This is a genomic window from Sphingomonas glaciei, assembly GCF_023380025.1.
Classification (GTDB): domain Bacteria; phylum Pseudomonadota; class Alphaproteobacteria; order Sphingomonadales; family Sphingomonadaceae; genus Sphingomicrobium; species Sphingomicrobium glaciei.
Genome location: NZ_CP097253.1, coordinates 1562881 through 1580874, shown reverse-complemented (window position 1 = coordinate 1580874; position 17994 = coordinate 1562881). Strand labels below are relative to the sequence as shown.

Sequence of the window (17994 nt, the reverse complement as noted above, 5' to 3'; positions counted from 1 at the left end):
GAGGGCGGCGGATGGACGTTTCAAGGCTCAAGGCGATCGACATTCACGTCCACGCGGAAGTGTCGTGCCACGACCTCGAAGACCCGATCTTCGCCGACTTCCTCGACGCCAGTACGCGCTACTTCAAGACCGACCGCCGGCGGCCGACCATCCCCGAGACCATCGCGCATTATCGCGAGCGGGACATCGGGTTCGTCATGTTCACCGTCGACATGGAAGCGGGCACCGGCATCCGCCGCATCCGCAACGAAGAGATTTCCGAAGCCGCCGCCGCCAACAGCGACATCATGATGGCCTTCGCCTCGATCGACCCGCACAAAGGCAAACTGGGCGTGATCGAGGCCCGCGACCTGGTCGAGAAGCACGGCGTGAAGGGCTTCAAGTTTCACCCGCCGCTGCAGGATTTCGATCCGTCGGACCGGATGGTCTGGCCGCTCTACGAGCTGATCAACCATTACAAGTTGCCGGCGATCTTCCACACTGGTCATTCGGGCATGGGCACCGGAATGCCGGGCGGCGGCGGGATCCGCCTGCGCTACGGCCAGCCGATGCTGGTCGACGAAGTCGCGGTCGCCTTTCCCGATATCAAGATCATCCTTGCGCATCCCGGCTGGCCGTGGACCGACGAAAGCCTGTCGATGGCGCTGCACAAGCCCAACGTGTTCATCGACCTGTCCGGCTGGAGCCCCAAATATTTCCCGCCGCAGATCGTCCGCTATGCAAACGGGCAGCTCGGCCACAAATTCCTGTTCGGGTCCGACTTTCCGCTGATCACCCCCGACAAGTGGATCGCCGCCTATGACGAGGCGGGGTTCAAGCCCGAGCTGCGCGACCGCATCCTCAAGGGCAATGCGGCCGGGCTGCTTGGTCTCTAGTCGACCGCCGGCTCGTGCCGCTCGATCCGCGCGAGGAGGTCGAGCAGGATGCGGGACTCGTCCGCGGTGAAGCCCGCCAACAACTGCTGCTCGTGCCGCTCGATCCGCGCCAGCGCGTCCTTGAGGGCGGCGGCGCCGCGGCGGCTGACCTTCAGAGTGAAGGCGCGGCGGTCGCTCGAATCCACTTCGCGGTCGACCAGTCCGGCATCGATCAATTCGTTGATCAGCGACACCATGTTGGCGCGCTTGATGCCGAGCAGGCGGCCGACCGACCCCTGGTTGATCCCCGGATTGGCCGACACCACCGCCAGGATACCCAGCAACACCTGGCGCAGGCCGGTGCCGTCCATCGCGCGGGCGAAGTCCGCCGCGAAGACCGAGGAGGCCCGCCGGAGATGGTAGCCGGTAAGCTGGCTGAGGGCGCCGTGAGGATTGTGGTTCGCTGCCATGCGCGGCTGGAAGCCATTTTTTGCGGGGGCGGTCAAATCGAATGTGACGCGATGGCGAGGATCGATCTGCCATGAAGCTGCCGACTGTTGCTTTGCTGTGGCTGTTCGCCCTCCTGTCGCTCGCGCCCGGTAAGGTGGAGGCGGCCGAGGTCCGGCGCGCGCCCGAAGCGACCGCCGCCTCGCCGATGTGGCTCGATCCGGCCGAGCCGGGCTCCGCCGCCGAGGTCGCGCTGCGCCGGGCTGGCTACGTCCGTGAAGAGTGGTTTCAATCGGGCACGGCCAATGTCTATGGCGACGGGCTTGCGGTGGTGCAGCGCGGCGTCCACTACGTCACCCGGCTGATCGTGATCCGTCCGCGCAACCCGCGGCGGTTCAGCGGCACGGTGCAGCTCAACCCCGCTCACCCGTTCCGCGGCAACGACAATTGGCAGACCCTCGCGCCCTATGTCCTGGAGCGCGGCGATGCGTTCGTGTCGGTGATGAGCGGCGCGGACGAGAATACGCGGCGGGCCAGGGCCGGGCCCGCCCCGGTGATGGCGCCGCTGACGCTGAGCTGGTTCAATCCGGCGCGCTACGCTCCGATCCGCTGGCCGGCGGAGGAGGATGGCATCCGCTGGGACGTGCTGACCGACACCGCGCGGCTGTTGCGGGATCCGGCCGGGCCATTACGGGGGCTGGCGGTGCGCCGGGTCTTCGCCTCGGGCTGGTCGTTCACTGGCAGCCTGCTGCGCACCTTCATCAACGAAGGCTTCCACGATCGCGCGCGGCAGGGATCGGGCAAACCGCTGATCGACGGCTATCTGATCGGCATTTCGGGATTCAGCTTCCGCTCGGGCTACCTTCCGCTCAACAGCCGCCTGCCGGTGCCGGGGGTGGACGACCCGCGGCGGCCCAATCGCGCGATCGACGTCCCGGTGATCGAGCTGCAAAGCGAGAATGAAGCGATCACCAATCGCGAGCCGCAGACCCCCGATCGCGACCGCGGGCCCGGCGCGCACCGCTTGTACGAGCTGCCCGGCACGACCCACGGATCGGGCGGCACCCGCACCTATCTTGCCGAGCGGCAGATCGCCTGGCGGCTGAAGCAGCGGTTCACGGCGCCGGTCGATGCCTGTCCCTATCCGGCGAGCGACATCGACATCGCGGACTATGCCCGTGCCGCCCATGCCAACCTCGAGCGCTGGGCGCGGGAGGGCGTGCCGCCGCCGCGCGCCGCCCGGCTCCAGCATCGCGCATTGGTGCAGTTGAGCGACGTCGACGGCAACACGCTGGGCGACATCCGCCCGGCCCAGATCAGTGTGCCGCTGGCGCGCTACGGCAAGGCGCCGGATGGTGCGAATTGCGACCCGACCGCGCCGGGGATTGGAAGCCCGGCCATCCCGATGCGCCGGGTGCCGCTGTCGCGCGAAAGGTTGCGGCAGCTCTATCCGGGCGGCGCGGCGGACTATCTGCACCGCTTCGATGCGGCGATTGACGCGCTGGTCGGGGCCAGATGGCTGCGCGCGCCCGAAGCGCGGCGCCAGAAGGCGGAGGCCCGGCGACAGGCCGCCGCCACCTTCTAGCGGTGGAACACGCCGTACATCCGGTCGAGCGCGGCATCGAACATCGGTCGTTCCTCGGCGTCGAGCTGGGCGAGCACCTTGGCCTCGACATCGACCATGATTGCGAACAGTTCGTCGAGCGTCTTCTCGCCGCCCGGCAGGATGGTCAGCGAATGGCGCCGGCGATCGACGGTGGAGCGCTCGCGCTTGGCCCAGCCGCGCTTTTCCAGTTCGTCGACGATCTGGACGGTGATCGACTTGTCGAGGCCGACCGTGCTCGACAATTCCTGCTGCGAGATGCCGGGATTGGCCTCGATCAGGGCGAGCGAGGAGAACAGGCCGGAGCGGATGCCATATTGGGTGGTCGCCGCCGCGAACAGCCCGGACAATTGGTTCTGGACCCGGCGCATGCGGAAGCCGACATAGTTGCCGAGCCGGCCGAGCTTGAGCCCGGTCGCACCGTCGCCGTCCAACGGCTTTCCCGCCGGCCGTGCCACCCGCCGCTTTTCGTCTGCTTTCACGAGAAGGCCCTGTTGACAGATGGTTGATATTTTCTACGGTTTAGCCGTTGGGATCACTAAAGTGGTCCAGCGGGTGCCTGTCAATCGGGGAGGACGATCGCATGGCGGAGGAGATGGCGACCTCGACCGATAGCAGCGACGCCGACGCTCCGGCGCCGAGCACGGCCGGACCGGTCGCGAGGATCGCATTCCTGGTCGGTTGCAGCGGCCTGTTGCTGGCCACGGCCGCCGATTCCATCGCGGTGCTGGGCCGTCATGCCGGCTTCCAGTTGCTCGGCGCGATCGAGGTGGTGCAGGCGGCCATCGTCCTGATCGCCGCGTCTTCGCTAGTCAGCGTGACGCTGGCCCGCGGCCATGCCGGGGTGCACATTCTGACCGAGCGGCTGAAGCCGCTGCCGCGCCGCCGGCTGGCGATCGCCGCGGATATCGCCTCTGCCCTGACCGTGCTGGTGCTGGTGATCGGATCGACGATGATCCTTGCCGACCTGTGGAACGGCTACGAGCGATCCGAGCTGCTCCACATCCCGCTGCGGGTGCTGCGCCTGCTGATGACCCTTGCCTTGAGCGTGGTTGCCATCGCCTTCCTTCGCCAGGCCTGGCTGGCGTGGAGGCAACGTGACACCTGAGTTCATCGGCCTGATCGGCATACTCGCCCTGCTGGCGATGCTGACGCTGGGCGTGCCGATCGGCATCAGCCTGGCGCTGGCGGGGATCGGCGGCCTTGCCGTCATGCTCTCTCCCGAGGCTGGAATCGCCAAGGCGGGCGTGGTCATCTTCGAGGTGTCGACCAAATACGAACTGGGGGTGCTGCCCCTATTCCTGCTGATGGCGCACCTGTGCTTCGCGGCGGGAGCGAGCCGCGACTTCTTCGACGTCGCAGCGCGCTTCGTCGGCCATCGGCGGGGCGGGCTTGGCCTGGCCTCGATCGCTGGCTGCGCGGGGTTCGGATCAATCAGCGGATCGAGCCTCGCCACCGTCGCCACTGTCGGCTCGGCCGCGCTGCCGGAAATGCGCCGCGCGGGTTACCAACCGGGTTTTGCGGCCGGCGCGCTGGCCGCTGGCGGGACGCTCGGCGCCCTGATCCCGCCGTCGGGCGCGCTGATCGTGTTCGGAATCATCGCCGAACAATCGATCGGCAAATTGTTCATCGCCGCCGTCATCCCCGGGCTCAGCCAGGCGCTTTTCTACATGGTCGCGATCGCCATCATGTGCTGGTTCAAGCCCGAACTGGGTCCCCCGTCGGAGCGAGTGCCATGGCGTGAGCGGATGCGGGGGCTGCTGGGCGTGATCGACGTCCTGCTGCTGGTCGTGTTCGTCATCGGCGGCCTGATGATCGGCTGGTTCACCCCGACCGAAGCCGCCTCGGTCGGCGTGATATGCTCGTTCCTGCTGTGCGCCTTCCGCGGCACCTTCAACCGCGCGGCGATCGGGGAGGCGTTCGCCAAGACGCTGTCGACCACCGGCATGATCTACCTAATCATCTTCGGCGCGATCCTGTTCGCGACCTTCGTCAGCGTTACCGGGCTTGCCGACCTCATGAGCCAGACCGTCCGCGACCTCCACACCAGCCCGGTCATCGCGATCATTGCCATGGCGCTGATCCTGCTGCTGCTGGGTTCGTTTCTCGACGGATTGGCGCTGATGCTGCTGACCACGCCAATCTTCCTGCCGATCGCGGTCGAGCTCGGTTACAGCCCGATCTGGTTCGGCATCTTCCTGGTCCGCACGATGGAAATCGGCTTCGTCCACCCCCCGCTCGGCCTCAACGTCTATGTCATCCAGGCGATCGGTAAGGACATCCCGTTGGGCGCGATCTTCCGCGGGATCGTGCCGTTCCTGGTCGCCGATTTCTTCCACCTGGCGATGCTGATCGCCTTTCCGATCGTCACCCTCTGGCTGCCGCAGCTGCTGGCATGATCAAGCGTCTCGCCCTGCTTGCGGCCGCGATGCTGCTCGGCGGCTGCAATGCCGAGAAGCCGGCCCCCGGCACCCATGTCCTGACCTACGCCAGCCCCTATCCGCCGACGCATCCGTTCGGACTGGCGGACCAGGAGTGGATGAAGTGGGTGTCGCAGCGCAGCGGCGGGCGGATCGCATTCAAGCCCTATTGGTCGGGCGCCTTGCTGTCGTCGGACATGAGCATGGAGGAGATCCGCCACGGCATCGCCGACATCGGCCTCATCACCCCCATCTATTCGCGCGGCGGGGCCCATCTGCTGCGCGGGCAGGCCGCCTTCTACGGCGGGGTCAAGGACATCCCCGACCAGGTCACGGTCTACGACTGCCTGGCCGCTCGCTTCCCGGCGTTCGGGCACGAGCTTGAGGGTCTGCACGTGCTGGCGGTGCAGGGCGGTAACTTCCCGGGCGTGCTGACCATCAACCGCCCGATCCGCACCCTCGCCGATTTCCGCGGGCTTCGCCTGCGCGCCCAGACCGACGCGATCGACGTGCTGAAGCAGCTTGGCGCGGACCCCGTGAATATGCCGATGGGCGAGGTCTATTCCGCGCTCGCCAAGGGCGTGATCGACGGGGTGGTGGCGCCGGCCGACACCATCCGCAGCCTTCACTTCGCCGAGGTCGCCAAGCATTTCACCACCATCCGCTTCAGCCGCGGCGCTTATCCCGCGCGGGCGATGTCGGACCGCGCATGGAAGCGGCTTCCGCCCGACCTCCAGCAGATCATGGTGGAGGGCAAGCCGCGGTGGGAAGCCGCGCTCAACCGCGAGTTGCTCAAGGCCGAGGCGGCGGGGATCAAGTACGGAAAGGAAGAAGGGATCAGCTTCTCCGACCTGACCCCGGCCGAGCAGCAGCGCTTCGACGGGCTCTACAACCAGGATGCCCGCGATCAGGCGGTCCGGCTGAAGTCGGTCGGGATCGATGCGCTGCCGATCTACGAGGAAGCGCAGCGCTTGCTCGCCCAGCCGCAGGTGCAATGCCCGAAGGGGCCTACGCCATGACGCTTCCGCTCGCCGGGGTGAAGGTCGCCGATTTCTCCTGGGTCGGGGCGGGTCCGCGCGCGACCAAGGACCTCGCCGATCTCGGCGCGACCGTGATCAAGATCGAATCGCGCAAGCGGCTCGACCTCGGGCGGCTGAGCGGGCCGTTCGCCGGGGGCGGACGCGATCCCGACGCCTCGACCTTCTTCGCGATCACCAACACCAGCAAGATGGGCGTCACCATCAACCTCGGCGATCCGCGCGGGGTGGCGGTGGCGAAGAAGCTGGTCGCCTGGGCCGACATCGTCGTCGAGAATTTCAGCCACGGCTACATGGACCGGGTCGGCCTGTCGTTCGCCGAGTTGCAGGCGATCAAGCCAGACATCGTCCAGGTCAGCGTCAGCGTCGCCGGGCGCGCGGGGCCGCTCGGGACCATGCGCGGCTATGGCAACTCGGCCGGTGCATTGTCGGGCATGGCGGCGCTGTCGGGCTGGGACGATCGCGGTCCGCACATGCCGCCGTTCGCTTATGGCGACGTGGTAGCGCCGATGTTCGCGACGGTGGCGATGCTGGCCGCGCTCGAGCATCGCGGCCGGACGGGCGAGGGCCAGCATATCGACATCAGCCAAGTCGAACCGCTGGTGCATGTCATGGCCGACCAGTTCGAGGCGTTGCAGCAGGGGCAGGGCGGCAAGCCGGCCAACCGCTCGGCGAGCATGGCTCCGCATGGCGCTTTCCCGGCGCGCGGGAGCGACCAATGGATTGCGATCGCGGTGCGCGACGATGCCGAATGGTCGCGGCTAGAGGGACTGAGCGGGATCGACGATCCCCGCTTCGCGACGCTGGCCGGGCGCAAGGAACATGAGGAGGCGCTGGAGGAGGCGCTGGGGCGCTGGACCGTGCTGCACGACGCGCACATCCTCGCCGATCGCCTCGCCGCGGCCGGCATTCCGGCAGAGGCGGTCGCCGACGGGCGCGACGTCTTCACGGATCCCGAACTGGTCGAGCGCGGCCATTTCCGTTCGATCACCCACGACAAGCTCGGCACCTGCGACATGCCGGCGCCGCCGCTGCGCTTCTCGGAAAGCGACGTGCGGGTCGGCCCGCCGCCCAACCTCGGCCAGCATAATCGCGAGGTGTTCGTCGACCTGCTCGGGCTGCCCGAAGCCGAGGTCGAGGAACTGATCGCAGCAGGAGCGCTGGCATGAGCGTGCTCTTGTCCCACTTGCTGGTCGTCGATCTCACCGACGAGCTCGGCGCGATTGCCGGGCGGATGCTGGCGGAGCTTGGCGCCGAGGTGCGGCGGCCGGCGGGCGGCGCGGCCGCCTGGAATCATGGCAAGCAGCCACTCGATCCGAGCGAGACTCAGGTCATGCTCGGAAAGGCCGACATCGTGCTGCGCGGCCCCGGGCTCGACAATCAGGCCGTCGCTGCGGCCAACCCGAAGCTGATTGACGTGGTGATCGCGCCGTTCCTGCCGGGCGGTCCTAACAGCGAGCGGCCGGAAACCGACCTTACGCTGATGGCGCGGTCGGGGCTGATGACCATCGTCGGCGATCCCGACCGTCCGCCGCTCACTTTGCCCGGGCAACAAGCCTACGCGCTGGCCGGAATCCAGGCGGTGATCGGCGCGCTGACCGCACTTCGGGCCCGCGCCACGAGCGGGCGGGGGCAGCTCGTCGAGGTCTCGGCCTACCAATCGGCGGTGCTCGCCAACTACCGCGAGCCGCTGACCTGGGGCTGGACCGGGCGGATTGGCAAGCGCACCGGCAACCTGCTGATCCGCGGCAAGTCGGGCGTGCGGCAGGTGTGGCCGTGCAAGGACGGCTGGGTAACCTGGGCGCTGGTAGACAACCCGCCGATGATGCGGGCGATGGTCGAACTGCTCGGCGACCTCGCCGGACCGCTGGCCGCGGTCGACTGGGACACGGTGCTGGTCGCCGACATTGACCGCGAGACGCTGATCGAGTGGGAGGAGGTCGTCGCCGCCTTCTTCCTCACCCACACTCGCGCCGAACTCGGCGAGCTGTCCTCGCGCAATGCCCTAGGCCTGTCGTACATCGACACCCCCGACGATGCGCTGGCGAGCGAGCATCTCGCCGCCCGCGGCCTGTGGCGCAAGGTCGACGGCGTGAAGCTGCCCGGTCCCTTGTGGCTTTCCTCGCTGGATGACCGGCCATGACGGCGCTTTCGGGCATCCGCATCGTCGACTTCAGCAAGTTCCTGCCGGGACCCTATTGCACCTGGCTGCTGGCCGAGATGGGCGCCGAGGTGATCCGCATCGAGAACCCGCGCGAGCTGGCCAAGCAGCGCAAGGTGTTCGGCTGGGACAAGCTGACCGAGGGAGAGAATGCCCGCCTCCGTGCGCAGGACATCTTCGCCCGTGGCAAGAAGAGCGTGCTGATCGATCCCGGCTCGGACGGCGGGCGCGAAGCCATCCATCGCCTGATCGCCGCCGCCGACGTGCTGGTCGAGGATTATCGCCCCGGCGTAATGGCCTCGATGGGCTATGGCACCGAGGAGATGGCGGCGCTCAACCCGGGCCTCGTCTATTGCTCGATTTCCTTGTGCGGCCAGACCGGGCCCTATGCCCGCCGTCCCGGCCACGACCCGGTCGCGCTGGCGATCTCGGGGGCGCTGTCGCGGATCGGCGACGATCCCGAGCGGCCGTCATTCCCCGGGGTGCCGGTCGCCGATCTGCTGAGCGGGTCGAACGGGGCGATCGCCATCCTCGGCGCGCTGCTGGCGCGGACGAACAGCGGCAAAGGCCAGCGGCTCGACATTGCGATGAGTGACGCCTCGCTGCCGCTGGTTGCCAACGTCATCTCGCGCAATCCGGATCTCGCCAAGGCCCCGCCCAAGGGCATGCATCGCGCCGACAGTGGCATCTGGCGCACCGCCGACGGGCTGCACCTCGTCACCACCGACATGGAGCCGCGCTACTGGCGGCTGTTCGTCGAGGCGATTGGCCTTCCCGAGCTTGCCGACCGCCAGATGGACCGCGCGGCCTGGCCTGAGATGAAGCGGCGCATCGCCGCCGTGATGGCGACCAAGACCAGCGCCGAATGGCTCGACATCCTCGCTGCCGCCGACACCCAATATGCCCCGGTGCTGACCATCGCCGAAGCACTCGACGATCCGCACAACCGTGCTCGCGGCATGGCCCTCGAGGTGGCGCTGCCGGGCGGCGGAACCGCGTTGCAGATCGGCAGTCCGGTCCGCCTCGAAGGCCAGCAGCCGGCCGGCGCCGCGGCCTCGCCGCCCGGCGCCGACACCCACGAAATCCTGTCCGGTCTCGGGCTATCCGACGACCAGATCACCGCGCTCAAAGGAACCATCGCTTGACTGAGTTCACCCGCGATCGCCCGCTCGAAGGGCTGCGTGTCATTGATCTGACCCGCGCCTTGGCCGGACCCTACGCCACCTTGCTACTGGCCGGGCTCGGTGCCGAGGTGATCAAGGTCGAGGATCCGCGCGGCGGCGACCTAGCGCGCGACAACAGCCCCTACGTCGGGCGCGACGGCATCACGGTCGAAAAGACCCATGACGACGACATCTCGATCTCGCACCTCACGCGGGCGCGCGGCAAGCTCGGGATGTCCTTGAATCTCAAGTCGCCCGAGGCTGCGGGGGTGTTCGCCGACCTCGTCCGCACCGCCGACATCGTAGTCGAGAACTTCACCGCCGGCACCGCCGACCGCCTCGGCATCGGCTACGCGGTGGCCAAGGCCGCCAACCCGCGGGTCATCTATTGCTCGCTGTCGGGGTTCGGCGCGACCGCGCCCGAGGGGGGCAAGGCGATGGACATCATCATCCAGGCGCTGTCGGGGGCGATGTATGCGAGCGGCGGGCCCGACGAGCCCCCAGTCCGCATCGGCATCCCGATCGCCGACATGCTGGCCCCGGTCTTCTCGGTGATCGGCATCCTCTCGGCGCTCGAGCAGCGCCATCGCACCGGGCTCGGCCAGCATATCGACGTGTCGATGCTGGGTGCGCTGACCAGCTTCGTCGCGATCGAGAATTGGTCGGCGATGGCCGCGGCGGGGATGCAGGCGCGCACCGGGCTGACCGTTCAGCGGCTGTCTCCGTTCGGGGTGTTCGAATGCGCCGACGGCTATATCGCGCTGGTCGCAGTGCACGAGAAGCTCGCCCGCGGTCTCTTCCGGGCGATGGGACAGCCGCAGTTGGGCGAGGATCCCCGCTTCGCGTCGCGCGATACCCGCGTCGCCAACGCCGCCGAGCTGGAGCGGCAGATCAACGCTTGGTCGCAGACGATCACGGTCGGCGAGGCGGTGGGGTTGTTGGAAGGCGAGGGCGTGCCGGTCGCGCCCGTCCGCCATCCCGACGAGGCCCTGCTCGACCCGCGCGTGATCGCCCGCCACGAGGCGGTTCCGGTCGCGCATCCCGCCTATGAAGCGGTCGACGACCTACGCACCGCGGGCATCCCGATCACCTTCTCCGATGCCGACACCGGCTTCGACGACGTGCTACCGATCCACGTTGGCGAGCATAACGACCGGGTGCTGGCGCAGACGCTCGGCTATTCGGAAGCACGCATCGCGGAGCTTCGCGCCAAGGGCGTGATCTGATGGTTGAAGCGCTTCGCCGGCTGGTCCACGCATGCGACCATCCCGGCGAGATCGCGGACGAGCTGCGCGGGCAGGGCCGCCGCGTGGTTCGCGTGCTGGGCCAGGATGCTCCGTACGCCCTGCTTCGTGCCCACGGCCTCGCCCCGGTGCGGATGGTGCCGCGGCCGGGTCCGACCCCCGAGGCCGACGCACTCGCCGGCGCGGGCCTGCTGTCGCAGCGCGGCCAGTCGTTGTTGCAGCAGATCGCCGCCGATACCTCGGGCGACCCGATCCTGTTCACCCGGGCCGACAGCGACCTGCCGCAGATCTTCGCCGCTGTGCGCGAGCTGATCCGCCAGGGCGACCTGCCGCCGCGGCCGATCCACCTGCTCGACCTCCTGCACCTGCCAAGGCCGTCTAGCCGGTCCTATAACGAACGGCGGTTGGTCCAGTTGGGCGAGTGGCTAGACGGGCTTGGCGGACGGACCGAGGACGGAGCTCTCGCGCGCGAAGCGGCGGCGGAACGCGCCCGGGCCGCGACGGTCGAGCCGCTGGCCGGCGTTGCTCGCATCGCTGCGATCGGGGCGGCTCACGCGCTCAAGCCCGAGGCTTGGGCGCGGGCGGTGGCGGCGCTCGCGGAATCGCATCCCAATGGCCGGCGCACATTCGTGCTCGGCTCTCCCCAATTTTCCACCGCCCGGCAGCGCGAGTTCGAAAAGCAGCAATTCGTCACCGTCGCTGACGACCAGGACTGGGGCGATCCCTTGCTGGCGGCCTGGTCGGGCAGTCCCGACACGCTGGCAGGGCTGGCCGATCCCTCGCGCCTCGCTCCCCGCATGCTGGTCCGGGTCGAGGACAGGCTGGCGTCGGTTCTGGAGCGGATGGCCGAGCTGCACCTCGATCACGTGCTGATCGTGCAAAGCCATGGCGAGGAAGCGACCGCCTGGGACAGCGGCTTTTTGCGCGACGGACTGAAGGCGGCCGGGCACAAGGTCGAGGTAATCGGCGACTTTACCGATACGCCGCCGCCGAGCCTCGATGCACCGCGGCCGGCTCGCGCCGGCGGTCAGCGCAGCCGCAAGTCGCTGGCGTCGATCGCCAGCTTCGGCAGCTTCCAGCGCGGCTGGTTCGGTGAAATTCGTGACGCCGCCGCGCGGGGAGAACCACTGGCAGTCGTCAACGCCAACTCGCCGCAGGAAGTGCTGCGGGCGATGGGCATCCCGTTCGTGGTCAATCAATGGTGGGCTTCGATCGTCGCCGCCAAGCAGCAGTCGGGGCGCTATTTCGGGCTGCTGCAGAACCACGGCTATCCAAGCGACGTCGAAGCTTACAGCGCGCAGGGGATCGCCTCCGCGTTCGACACCAGCGAGACCGAAGCCCCATGGGGCGGGCTGCCCAGGCCGGCCTTCGTGCAGGCGGTGCTGGGCACAGACGCCACCCCGCGCATCTTCGACCATTGGTCGCGCGAAACAGGCGCCGACCTGTTCCTGTTCGAACGCAGCGCCGAGACCCGGCAGGACTTCCCGATCGACTGGTGGGACAGCCTGCAGGACCGGTGGCAAGAAACGATCGAGCCCGAGCGGCTCGACCTCATGACCGCCGAGCTTCATGCGCTAATCGAGCGAATGGAGGCGGCGAGCGGTCATCGCTTCGATCCGGATCGCTTCGCCGAGATCATGGAGTTGGTGAACGAGCAGGAGGATTATTACCGCCGCACCCGCGACCTGATCGCATCCGCCCCCCGCGCACCGGTATCGATCAGCGACACCATGCCGGCGACCATGGTCCCCCAATGGCATCGCGGCACGGTTTGGGCGCGCGATGCCGCCAGGTCGTTCTACGAGGAAGTGGCGGCGCGGGATGCGGCCGGCGATGTGCCCTGCGCCGACGAGAAGCTGCGGCTGATGTGGATCGGGCGGGGGATGTGGAGCGACATGGGCTTCTACCAGCGCTGGGAGGAAAGCCACGGCGCGGTGTTCGTCTGGTCGATGTATCTCGCGCTTGCCGCCGACGGCTACATCCGCCGCTCCGCGCCCGGCCAGGACCCGCTACGCGCGCTGGCGGCGCGGTTCGTGACAATGGGCGACGAACTGCGGATGCCGACCTGGGCCGGGGCGTGGCACGTAAAGGAAGCCGAGACTCACCGGGTCGACGGCGCGATCGCCTTGTCCGACGCCGATCCCTTCGTGCTCCGCGCGCTGCGCCGGGCGGGGGTGCCGGTGCTTGCGCTCGACCTCGACAATTACAACCAGGAAAGCAGCGATGCGGCCGACGTCGACGCCCGGATCGTCGCCTTCCTGGAAGGTGAGGTCACCCACTACCGGGCCCGCCGCTAGCGGTTGGGAACGATCGGCAGCAGTAGCCGCGAGGGGTGCGCCGCATCGCGCCGAATCGTGATGGTCGGGGCTTTGCCGCGGTTGAGCGGCGGCGCGTGATAGTCCTTGCCGATCGCCGTCGCGATGCTCAGCCGGATGCGGTGGCCGCGCTTGAACACGTAAGAGATCGGATAGAATTCGAATGCGGCCTCGGCCACCTCGCCGGGCTTCAGCGGCTGCTGGTCGGAGCCGTAGTTCGGCTTCCAATATTGGATCGAGTTGGGGAAGGGCGCGAGGGTGATCTTCCGTGACGCGACGCGCAGCCGGCCATCGGTGACATAGGTCGAACGCCCGTCAGGCGCGACATCCTCGAGCACCGCGAACAGGTTGGCGTCGGGCGTGTCGGCGCTCAGCCACAGGCGCAGCGCCGGGGTGCCGGTGATCCGCGTGTCGGCGGCGAGCGGACCCGACTGGTGGCCGAGCATCTTGCGGTCATCCTCCGCCATGTCGCCGTTCCACCAGTGCGACAGCGGCTCGTAGCGGCCGCCGAACCAGGACAAGGGCTGCTCGGCATAGGTGGCGGGTGCCGCAGCTCTTGCCGGTGCGCGGGAAAGGCCGGTCGCCGACAGGTAGAAGCTGGTCTGCCCTTCGGTCACCGCCGGCCAGCTGGCGCGCCGGCTCCATTCCTGGCCCTTGGGCGCGTTGACAGTGTAATAGGTCACGCCCGGCACTTCCGCGCCGTTGGCGACGCCCTTGGCATAATGGTCGAACCAGCGGCCGGTCTCTTCGATCAGGTCGCGCGTCGCGTTCGCGAACGTGGCGCCCGCGGGCAGGCCGTTGCCGTGGACCCACGGGCCCATGATCACCCGGCCGCCCCACAGCCGCTGACCCTGCATCTGGCCGATCACCGCGGCATCGTACCAGCCGCCGATCTGCAGCATCGGGATGCCTGAATCGCGGATCGCCTGCCAGTGGGTGATGCTGCTGTCGTCGAGGCCGGGGCGGGTCCCGGTGACCGGGTTCAGCCCGTCGCGCGCCATGGTCCGCCAATATTGGCCGAGCATCGGCGCATTGCAGCCGCGATTCTTCCGCGCTTCTTTCAGAAGGGTGCCGTCGCGATCCTCGCTGACAGGCTTGGCCGGAAAGCGTTCGGCCGGCGCCTTGCCGCAATTCCCGTCGAACGGCGCGGTGCCGGCTGGAAAGGTCGGCACGCCGTTGGTCATCACCCCATGATCAAAGAATTGCGGGCTGGCGCAGGATGGGGCGATGGCGACCAGGTGCCGGGGCTTGAGCGCCGCGACGAGATATTGCCAGGCGCCCTGATTGGAGCAGCCCCAGGACACCACCCGGCCATTGCTGAACGACTGCGCGCCGGCCCATTCGATCACCGTCTTGGCGTCCTCGGCGTCGAAGGCGTTAACGAACCCCTTCTGGACCCCGAACGAGGCCCCGACCCCGCGCCGGTCCTGCGCGACGATGACGTACCCGCGCCCGAGGAAAAAGCGGCGGGCGGCGGCGACCCGCTCCGACCCCTCCTGGCCGCGATCCTGGGTGACGATCACCGGCAGTGGGGTCGTGACGACCCGGCCGGCCTGCGCCGGGCGAAGGATAGTGATGGCAATGCGCGTACCGTCGAAGCTTTCGAGATAGCGCGAGGTTTCGACCACCGAAGGGTCGTTCTGGGCCGCGGCGGGCGCAGCCGCGACCGAGGAAACGATGCCGACGGAATACCCAAGCACAGACCGAAGCATCGTCTCACTCCCGCAATTAGTCATTCAGCATAGCAACCCTGCACCGGGCTGCAAGCGCTTGCACGACTAGCGGAAAACCACCGTGCGCGAGCCGTTGAGGAGGACTCGGTCTTCGAGGTGGAAGCGGACCGCGGTGGCGAGCACCCGGCGCTCGATGTCGCGGCCCTTGCGGACCAGGTCGGCTGGCGTGTCGGCGTGGCTGATCTGCTCGACATCCTGGGCGATGATCGGGCCCTCGTCGAGGTCGGCGGTGACGTAATGTGCGGTGGCCCCGATCATCTTCACCCCACGCTCGTGCGCCTGGTGATAGGGCTTGGCGCCCTTGAAGCCGGGCAGGAAGCTGTGATGGATGTTGATGCAGCGCCCTGACAGCCATGACGAGAATTCATCGGACAGGATTTGCATGTAGCGAGCCAGCACCACCAGTTCGGTCCCGCTCTCCTCGGCGATGCGGCGCACGGCGGCTTCCTGCTCGGCCTTGGTGGCGGCGGTGACCGGTAGGTGGTGATAGGGGATGTCGCCGATCAGCGAGGTCGTCAGCACCTCCCGCGGGTGGTTGCCGACAATAGCCACCACCTCCATCGGCAACTCGCCGAGCCGGTAGCGGTAGAGCAGGTCGCCCAAGCAGTGATCGAATTTCGAGACCATCAGCAGGACCTTGCGCGGCACGTCGACCGACCGGATCTGCCAGTCGAAATCAAACTCCCCCGCGATCGGCTGGAGGCTGTCGCGCCACTCGCCCGCGTCGCGCTCGGTGTCGAACAGGATGCGCATGAAGAAGCGGTCGTTCGACTTGTCGTTGAACTGCTGCGCCTCGACGACATTGCCGCCGTCTGCGAACAATCGATGGCTCACCGCGGCAACGATTCCCGGCCGGTCCCCGCAGGACAATGTCAGCACCATTCGTCCCATGCCGCTTCTCCTCTCGCTTGTTCGGAGCCAAGTGTAAGCGCGGAGAAAACGTTTGTGCAACATACAATGTCCGACGCGCTTGAACCCTGCGCCATCTCGGCTACCAGCGATGGATGAGAAGTGAGGATCCGGGGGTGAGCGACGCGGTGACATTGCCGGAGGGTCTGGGCGCGATCGGCGACATCCTCGGCTTCCATATCCGGCTGGCGCACGGGGTCGTGTACCGGCACTTCACCGACACGTTCAGCGATCTCGACCTGACCCAGAAGCAGGTGTCGGTCCTGTGGCTGGTACACGATCATCCCGGCATGGCGCAGGCCGACCTTGGCCGCTCGTTGCAGATGGACCGCGCGACGGTGATGGCGATCGTCAATCGGTTGCAGACCAAAGGGCTTCTGGTGCGCGGCGCCTCCGCGGTCGACCGTCGCCGCCAGACGCTGACGCTGACAGATTCGGGACGGACGGCGCTGGCGCAGGCGCGCACCGCGATCGAACAGCATGAAGCCTGGCTCAAGGATCGTTTCTCACCGGCCGAGGTGCGGACCCTGGTTGAGCTGTTGACGCGGATCCACGGGCCGACCGGCGTCTGACATTCGTCGCAACCGCCGCACTTCGTGGCAGGTCGGATATTGTATGTAGCACGTACGAATGTCATGGTGCCTCATCTAGTGAGGAGATCCCCATGGCGACGAATCTGGAACAAGTTCTTCAGGGTGCCGGCAACCCGGTCGAGATGCTGCGCAATTCGCAGCTTGGTGCCTATGTCTATCCGGTCGTCGCGGCCGAATTTCACAACTGGCGGTCGGAGCAATGGGCGTGGCAGCATAGCGCCGTCCTGTTCGACCAGTCGCACCACATGGTCGACCTGTTCATCCGCGGAAAGGATGCGCTGCGGCTGATCAGCGATACCGCGATCAACTCGACCAAGAACTTTCGCATCAACCAAGCCAAGCAATATGTGCCGACGACGCCGTATGGGCACGTCATCGGCGACGGCATCCTGTTCTACCTGGCGGAAGAAGAGTTCGTGTACGTCGGCCGGGCGCCGGCAGCGAACTGGCTGATGTTCCACGCTGAAACCGGCGGCTACGACGTCGAGATCGTCAAGGACGACCGCAGCCCGTCGCGGCCCATGGGCAAGCCGGTCAGGCGCATCAACTGGCGCTTCCAGATCCAGGGGCCGAATGCCTGGTCGGTGATCGAAAAGTTGCACGGCGGACCGCTCGAGCAGCTCAAGTTCTTCAACATGAGCGAGATGAACATCGCCGGTCACAAGGTGCGCACATTGCGCCATGGCATGTCGGGCGCGCCGGGGCTTGAGATCTGGGGGCCGTACGAGGAGCAGGAGGAAATCCGCTCGGCGATCCTCGAGGCCGGCAAGGAGTTCGGCATCGTGCCGTGCGGCAGCCGCGCCTATCCGTCGAATACGCTCGAATCCGGGTGGATCCCCTCGCCGCTGCCGGCGATCTACACCGGCGAGAAATTGCGGAGCTATCGCGAGTGGCTTGGCGACGACAGCTACGAGGCGACCGGGTCGATCGGCGGCAGCTTCGTTTCCGAGAATATCGAGGATTATTACCTCAACCCGTGGGAGCTCGGCTATGGGCCGTTCGTCAAGTTCGACCACGATTTCCACGGCCGCGAGGCGCTGGAGCAGGTCGATCCCGCGGCGCAGCGCCGCAAGGTGACTCTGGCCTGGAACCCCGAGGACATGGCGGCGATCTTCCGCTCGATGTTCGAGCCCGACGGGACGCCCTACAAGTTCTTCGACCTGCCGCTCGCCAACTATGCCTCGTCCAATTACGATGAGGTGCGCGATGCTTCGGGCAAGCCGGTCGGCCTGTCGATGTTCACCGGCTACAGCTACAACGAGAAGACCGCGCTTAGCCTTGCGACGGTCGACCCGTCGGTCGAGATCGGCAGCGAAGTGACCGTGACCTGGGGCGAGCCCGATGGCGGCACGCGCAAGACCACCGTCGAACCGCACCAGCAGATCAAGGTTCGCGCGACGGTCAGCCCGGTGCCCTATTCGCGAGTGGCGCGCGAGACCTACCAGCAGGGTTGGCGGACCGAGACGGTCGCCTGATTGCAATAAGACAGGGGCGCCGCGCTGGTCGAGCGTGGCA

16 protein-coding genes are annotated in these 17994 nt (G+C 67.5%); 12 read left to right on the top strand and 4 right to left on the bottom strand.

Going from position 1 to position 17994, the window contains the following annotated elements:
* Nucleotides 1-11 precede the first annotated feature (11 nt).
* Nucleotides 12-875, top strand: coding sequence for an amidohydrolase family protein (locus tag M1K48_RS07755; RefSeq protein WP_249454103.1), 864 nt, complete (start codon nt 12-14; stop codon nt 873-875).
* On the opposite strand, the gene M1K48_RS07750 is transcribed toward M1K48_RS07755, so the two are convergent.
* Nucleotides 872-1324 (bottom strand): MarR family winged helix-turn-helix transcriptional regulator, encoded by a 453-nt coding sequence (locus tag M1K48_RS07750; RefSeq protein ID WP_249454101.1) that lies wholly within the window; start codon nt 1322-1324, stop codon nt 872-874. The two genes, M1K48_RS07755 and M1K48_RS07750, sit on opposite strands and share 4 nt — an antisense overlap.
* A 71-nt stretch (nt 1325-1395) precedes the next feature.
* Between M1K48_RS07750 and M1K48_RS07745 the strand changes: the two genes are divergently transcribed.
* Complete coding sequence (locus tag M1K48_RS07745; RefSeq protein ID WP_249454099.1) at nt 1396-2886, top strand: alpha/beta hydrolase domain-containing protein; 1491 nt, start codon at nt 1396-1398, stop codon at nt 2884-2886.
* Here M1K48_RS07745 and M1K48_RS07740 read toward each other — a convergent pair.
* Complete coding sequence (locus M1K48_RS07740) at nt 2883-3386, bottom strand: MarR family winged helix-turn-helix transcriptional regulator (protein ID WP_249454097.1); 504 nt, start codon at nt 3384-3386, stop codon at nt 2883-2885. The genes M1K48_RS07745 and M1K48_RS07740 overlap by 4 nt on opposite strands.
* A 101-nt stretch (nt 3387-3487) precedes the next feature.
* On the opposite strand from M1K48_RS07740, the gene M1K48_RS07735 reads away from it, so the two are divergent.
* The 8 genes from M1K48_RS07735 to M1K48_RS07700 are packed head-to-tail and all read left to right on the top strand — an operon-like array spanning nt 3488 to nt 13226.
* On the top strand, nt 3488-4012 hold the full coding sequence (locus M1K48_RS07735) for a TRAP transporter small permease subunit (RefSeq protein WP_249454095.1): 525 nt from the start codon (nt 3488-3490) through the stop codon (nt 4010-4012).
* Nucleotides 4002-5303 carry a TRAP transporter large permease gene (locus tag M1K48_RS07730; protein WP_249454093.1) on the top strand — a complete coding sequence of 434 codons (1302 nt, stop codon included), beginning with the start codon at nt 4002-4004 and terminating at the stop codon, nt 5301-5303. The genes M1K48_RS07735 and M1K48_RS07730 overlap by 11 nt, the downstream gene beginning before the upstream one ends.
* The gene (locus M1K48_RS07725) at nt 5300-6343 is read left to right on the top strand and encodes a C4-dicarboxylate TRAP transporter substrate-binding protein (protein ID WP_249454091.1); all 1044 of its coding nucleotides are present in this window, start codon (nt 5300-5302) and stop codon (nt 6341-6343) included. Before M1K48_RS07730 ends, M1K48_RS07725 begins: the two co-directional genes overlap by 4 nt.
* The gene (locus M1K48_RS07720) at nt 6340-7530 is read left to right on the top strand and encodes a CaiB/BaiF CoA transferase family protein (protein WP_249454090.1); all 1191 of its coding nucleotides are present in this window, start codon (nt 6340-6342) and stop codon (nt 7528-7530) included. The genes M1K48_RS07725 and M1K48_RS07720 overlap by 4 nt, the downstream gene beginning before the upstream one ends.
* Nucleotides 7527-8504, top strand: coding sequence for a CoA transferase (locus M1K48_RS07715; RefSeq protein WP_249454088.1), 978 nt, complete (start codon nt 7527-7529; stop codon nt 8502-8504). Before M1K48_RS07720 ends, M1K48_RS07715 begins: the two co-directional genes overlap by 4 nt.
* Nucleotides 8501-9667 carry a CaiB/BaiF CoA transferase family protein gene (locus tag M1K48_RS07710; RefSeq protein WP_249454086.1) on the top strand — a complete coding sequence of 389 codons (1167 nt, stop codon included), beginning with the start codon at nt 8501-8503 and terminating at the stop codon, nt 9665-9667. The genes M1K48_RS07715 and M1K48_RS07710 overlap by 4 nt, the downstream gene beginning before the upstream one ends.
* On the top strand, nt 9664-10911 hold the full coding sequence (locus tag M1K48_RS07705) for a CaiB/BaiF CoA transferase family protein (protein WP_249454084.1): 1248 nt from the start codon (nt 9664-9666) through the stop codon (nt 10909-10911). Before M1K48_RS07710 ends, M1K48_RS07705 begins: the two co-directional genes overlap by 4 nt.
* A complete protein-coding gene (locus M1K48_RS07700) occupies nt 10911-13226 on the top strand; it encodes a 2-hydroxyacyl-CoA dehydratase family protein (protein WP_249454082.1) in 2316 nt (771 codons plus the stop codon). The genes M1K48_RS07705 and M1K48_RS07700 overlap by 1 nt, the downstream gene beginning before the upstream one ends.
* Here the strand turns inward: M1K48_RS07700 and M1K48_RS07695 are convergent.
* Nucleotides 13223-14956, bottom strand: coding sequence for a CocE/NonD family hydrolase (locus M1K48_RS07695; protein ID WP_249454080.1), 1734 nt, complete (start codon nt 14954-14956; stop codon nt 13223-13225). The genes M1K48_RS07700 and M1K48_RS07695 overlap by 4 nt on opposite strands.
* Before the next feature lie 66 nt (nt 14957-15022).
* Nucleotides 15023-15868: a formyltetrahydrofolate deformylase gene (gene purU / locus M1K48_RS07690; protein ID WP_249454078.1), complete on the bottom strand. Its 846-nt coding sequence runs from the start codon at nt 15866-15868 to the stop codon at nt 15023-15025.
* 134 nt (nt 15869-16002) lie between these two features.
* On the opposite strand from purU, the gene M1K48_RS07685 reads away from it, so the two are divergent.
* Nucleotides 16003-16458, top strand: a complete 456-nt coding sequence (locus tag M1K48_RS07685; protein WP_249454076.1) for a MarR family winged helix-turn-helix transcriptional regulator — start codon at nt 16003-16005, stop codon at nt 16456-16458.
* Between the two features lie 92 nt (nt 16459-16550).
* Nucleotides 16551-17954, top strand: coding sequence for a vanillate/3-O-methylgallate O-demethylase (gene ligM / locus M1K48_RS07680; protein WP_249454074.1), 1404 nt, complete (start codon nt 16551-16553; stop codon nt 17952-17954).
* Nucleotides 17955-17994 lie beyond the last annotated feature (40 nt).

Coding starts and splice junctions, on each gene's coding strand:
- M1K48_RS07755 (WP_249454103.1), top strand. CDS start 12: ATGGACGTTTCAAGGCTCAAGGCGATCGACATTCACGTCCACGCGGAA.
- M1K48_RS07750 (WP_249454101.1), bottom strand. CDS start 1,324: ATGGCAGCGAACCACAATCCTCACGGCGCCCTCAGCCAGCTTACCGGC.
- M1K48_RS07745 (WP_249454099.1), top strand. CDS start 1,396: ATGAAGCTGCCGACTGTTGCTTTGCTGTGGCTGTTCGCCCTCCTGTCG.
- M1K48_RS07735 (WP_249454095.1), top strand. CDS start 3,488: ATGGCGGAGGAGATGGCGACCTCGACCGATAGCAGCGACGCCGACGCT.
- M1K48_RS07725 (WP_249454091.1), top strand. CDS start 5,300: ATGATCAAGCGTCTCGCCCTGCTTGCGGCCGCGATGCTGCTCGGCGGC.
- M1K48_RS07720 (WP_249454090.1), top strand. CDS start 6,340: ATGACGCTTCCGCTCGCCGGGGTGAAGGTCGCCGATTTCTCCTGGGTC.
- M1K48_RS07715 (WP_249454088.1), top strand. CDS start 7,527: ATGAGCGTGCTCTTGTCCCACTTGCTGGTCGTCGATCTCACCGACGAG.
- M1K48_RS07710 (WP_249454086.1), top strand. CDS start 8,501: ATGACGGCGCTTTCGGGCATCCGCATCGTCGACTTCAGCAAGTTCCTG.
- M1K48_RS07700 (WP_249454082.1), top strand. CDS start 10,911: ATGGTTGAAGCGCTTCGCCGGCTGGTCCACGCATGCGACCATCCCGGC.
- M1K48_RS07695 (WP_249454080.1), bottom strand. CDS start 14,956: ATGCTTCGGTCTGTGCTTGGGTATTCCGTCGGCATCGTTTCCTCGGTC.
- purU (WP_249454078.1), bottom strand. CDS start 15,868: ATGGGACGAATGGTGCTGACATTGTCCTGCGGGGACCGGCCGGGAATC.
- ligM (WP_249454074.1), top strand. CDS start 16,551: ATGGCGACGAATCTGGAACAAGTTCTTCAGGGTGCCGGCAACCCGGTC.